Source organism: Marinospirillum sp., from assembly GCF_014859565.1.
On record NZ_JACUUA010000290.1, the window covers coordinates 1 to 3527 of the forward strand.

At 48.4% G+C, this 3527-nt stretch carries 1 protein-coding gene and 1 pseudogene; both read left to right on the forward strand.

Annotation, left to right across the window (positions count from 1 at the left end; all coding sequences use genetic code 11):
• Nucleotides 1-2043 (forward strand): helicase-related protein (locus tag IBX50_RS18475; protein ID WP_292257872.1); only part of this gene is annotated, 2043 nt, incomplete at its 5' end.
• A gap of 33 nt (nucleotides 2044-2076) precedes the next feature.
• Nucleotides 2077-3527: pseudogene (locus IBX50_RS18480) on the forward strand (site-specific DNA-methyltransferase); the annotation flags it as partial.

Below are 3527 nucleotides of genomic sequence, written 5' to 3' on the forward strand. Positions count from 1 at the left end.
GTTTCAGGATACCTGCAGCGTGAAGATAGCTACGGAATACCAAAGCAGCAAAGGCACCTTGTTACGCTTGTTGTTCGTAAGCTGCTAGCTTCTTCAACCAGCGCAATCATACGAACCCTGGAAACCATGATTGATCGCCTTAAAAAGCTGGAGGAAGATCAACAGGCTGATGACAACTGGTTAGAACAGCTGATCGGTGGGGAGGAGCTAGAAAGTGACCTAATGGATGAGGCCGCTGAAGCCAGTGCCAGTTACCTTGTCGAGGACGAGATACCTCAAGAATCCGCTGACCCTATCAATTTAGATAAATTACGTTCTGAGATCGCTGAGCTAGAGCAATACCTGGATTTAGCCCATCGCATTACCGAAGATGCCAAGTCTGAATCCCTACTCAAAGCCTTAGAAACAGGCTTTGAGCATATGGCAGACATGAATGCAGAAAAGAAAGCCGTAATCTTCACAGAAAGCTGCCGCACTCAAAGCTATTTAAAGCAATACCTGGAACGGCATGGTCATCTTGGCAAGGTCGCTATTTTCAATGGCAGTAACAATGATTCTGCCAGCAATGCCACCTATCAACGCTGGCTGAAAAAGAATAGCGGTTCTGATCAAATTACTGGTAGTCCAGCAGTTGATCGCCGTTCAGCCGTCATAGACCACTTCCGAGAAGACGCTGACATTCTCATTGCTACCGAAGCCGCTGCCGAGGGTGTGAACCTTCAGTTTTGCAGTCTGGTAGTTAATTATGACCTGCCCTGGAATCCACAACGCGTCGAGCAACGCATAGGCCGCTGCCATCGTTATGGTCAGAAATTTGATGTGGTGGTAATCAACTTCCTTAACCAGAAGAATGAAGCTGATCGAAGGGTTCTAGAGCTTCTAAGTGAAAAGTTTCACCTGTTTGATGGTCTCTTTGGTGCCTCTGATGAGGTTCTGGGCCGAATAGAATCCGGAGTGGATTTTGAAAAGCGCATTGCAGAGATTTACAGCACCTGTCGAACAGAAGCAGAAATCGAATCCGCCTTTAACGAACTGCAAAAAGAGCTGGAAGACAGCATCACCCAAAAAATGCAGGAAACCCAGGAAAAGCTCTTAGAACACTTTGATGCGCGTATCCATGACCTGCTAAAAATCCAGCGAGAAAAAGCCGTTCAGCAGCTGGATCGTATCAGTCGCCTTTTCTGGAATCTGACTCAACACCAGCTGAATGACCGAGCAACTTTTGACGATACCCAGCTGACATTTGAACTCACGCACCCTCCGCTACCCTCTGTCGCTAAAGGACGCTATGCCCTGATCAGGAAAGGGGCAGAACCACCGGAACACTGCCACCTGTATCGCCTCAGTCACCCACTAGGCGAGCATGTGCTGGATACAGGTCGAAGAATCAACGCACCTGTTGCAAAACTAAGCTTTAATCTCAGTGACTATCCGTTAAGATTGTCCGCCCTTGAAAAGCTTGTCGGGCAAGCAGGCTGGTTAGAGCTCAACCAGCTGGAGCTCGACAGCTTTCAGAGGGAAGAATACCTGGTTTTCACTGCAGTCACTGACCAACAGCAATTGCTCGATCAGGAGCAATGTGAACTGCTGTTTCAGCTCCCTGCTGAGGTGACAGGCGAAAACATTGCCGGTAACGCTGAGCAGCTTGATTACCTGGCTTCTACGGCTAGTCGGCAGTTGGATGCTCAATTAAGCCGCGTACTGGATGAGAACAACCAGTATTTTCAAAGGGAAAGAGACAAGCTGGATGCCTGGGCTGAAGATCAGCTATTGAGTGCTGAGCAGCAGCTGGATGATACCCGCATTCAAATTAAAGAAGCCAAGCGCAAAACTCGCCAGGCAGAGACTGTCGAACAGCAAAAGCAAGCTCAGCAGACTCTGAAGAACTTAGAAAAACTCCAACGTCGTCAGCGTCAGGAAATTTTTGATGTTGAGGATGAAATAGAAGCGCGTCGTGACCAGTTGATCGACGCCTTAGAAAAACAGATGCACCAGCACAGTAGCAGCCATCAGCTATTCCGTATTCGCTGGCAATTAGTTTAAGCCCCAGGGCAGCATTAGGATTAAAGAACAGCCATGAGTAACGCCACCCAAGAACTCAAAGCACAACAGCGTCGCCAGAAATTCGCTGAACTACTTAGAGAGATGTTTCAGCTTAACCAACCTGAGCTGGATTTTGGCCTCTACCGCATCATGCATGCTCGTAAGGATGACATTAACCGCTTTATCGAGCGTGATCTGCCTCGCATTACTCAGGAAGCCTTCAAAGATTTTGCTACCCAGGATAAAACCCAGATTGAGCAGGAGTTGGAGAAAGCCATTCAGGGTGCCAAGGCACTGGACATTGACCCCGAATCCTTGCCCAAAGTGCAGGAGCTGAAGGCAAAGCTAGCAGACAACTTTGATCTGGCCCGCGAAGAGGGGGAGGTCTATGACGCTTTAGTGACCTTCTTCAATCGCTACTATGATGAAGGCGACTTTCTGTCCCGCCGTGTCTATAAGGATGGCACCTATGCCATACCCTATCAGGGTGAAGAGGTGGTGTTGCACTGGGCCAATAAAGACCAGTATTACATCAAAAGCAGTGAAACATTGAGAGACTACACCTTCCGCTTGAAACCAGAGGCAAGGCTTGGTGAAGACCCGCTAAGAGTGCATTTCAAGCTGGTCGATGCTGAAGCCGGCGCTAAAGACAACAACAAGGAAGGTGAGGATAAAAAACGAGTCTTTGTGTTGGATCAAGACCAGCCATTCGAACTCATCGATGGCGAGCCACTAGAGGATGGCAGTGTCTTCCAAGAGTTGCAGCTGCGTTTCCACTTCCGAGCTGCGACAGAACAGGACTGGACGCCTGACATTAAGACCAAAGCAACAGCCGCTGCACAGAAAAAAGCACCGACGCAGGAGCACCTTCGCGCTATTGCGGTCACTTCCCTGCTGGGTACAACCTGTGGGTTGCCGGATACCTGGCAACAGGCGTTGAAACAGCCATATCGCAAAGCCGATGGCCAGCTGGCAGATTACTCTATTCTGGAAGGTCAGCTGAACAACTACACCAAGAAGAACACCTTTGATTACTTCATCCATAAAGACCTGGATGGTTTCCTAAGCCGAGAGCTGGATTTTTACATCAAAAATGAGCTGCTGGACTGGGAAGATATTGCTTCACTTAAAAATGATACCGCCCGTTTAGCGCCACTACTCAGCAAGATTGAAGTAATCCGCACCCTAGGTGAAAAAATTATCGCCTTCCTTGCTCAGTTGGAAAACTTCCAGAAAAAGCTCTGGCTGAAAAAGAAGTTTGTTACCGAAACCAACTACTGCATCACGCTGGATCGGCTGGCAGATCATATCGAATTGCTGGAGCAGGTTTTTGAAAACGAAGCTCAGCTTAAAGACTGGGAGGTCCTCTATGCATTGGATATGCAGCAACTCGACAAAGATTATGAAGAGCTGGAATGGACGGACTTTTTAGCCCTGCCAAAGTACCGTTATTTGATGGTGGATACCGCGCATTTTGATGCAGC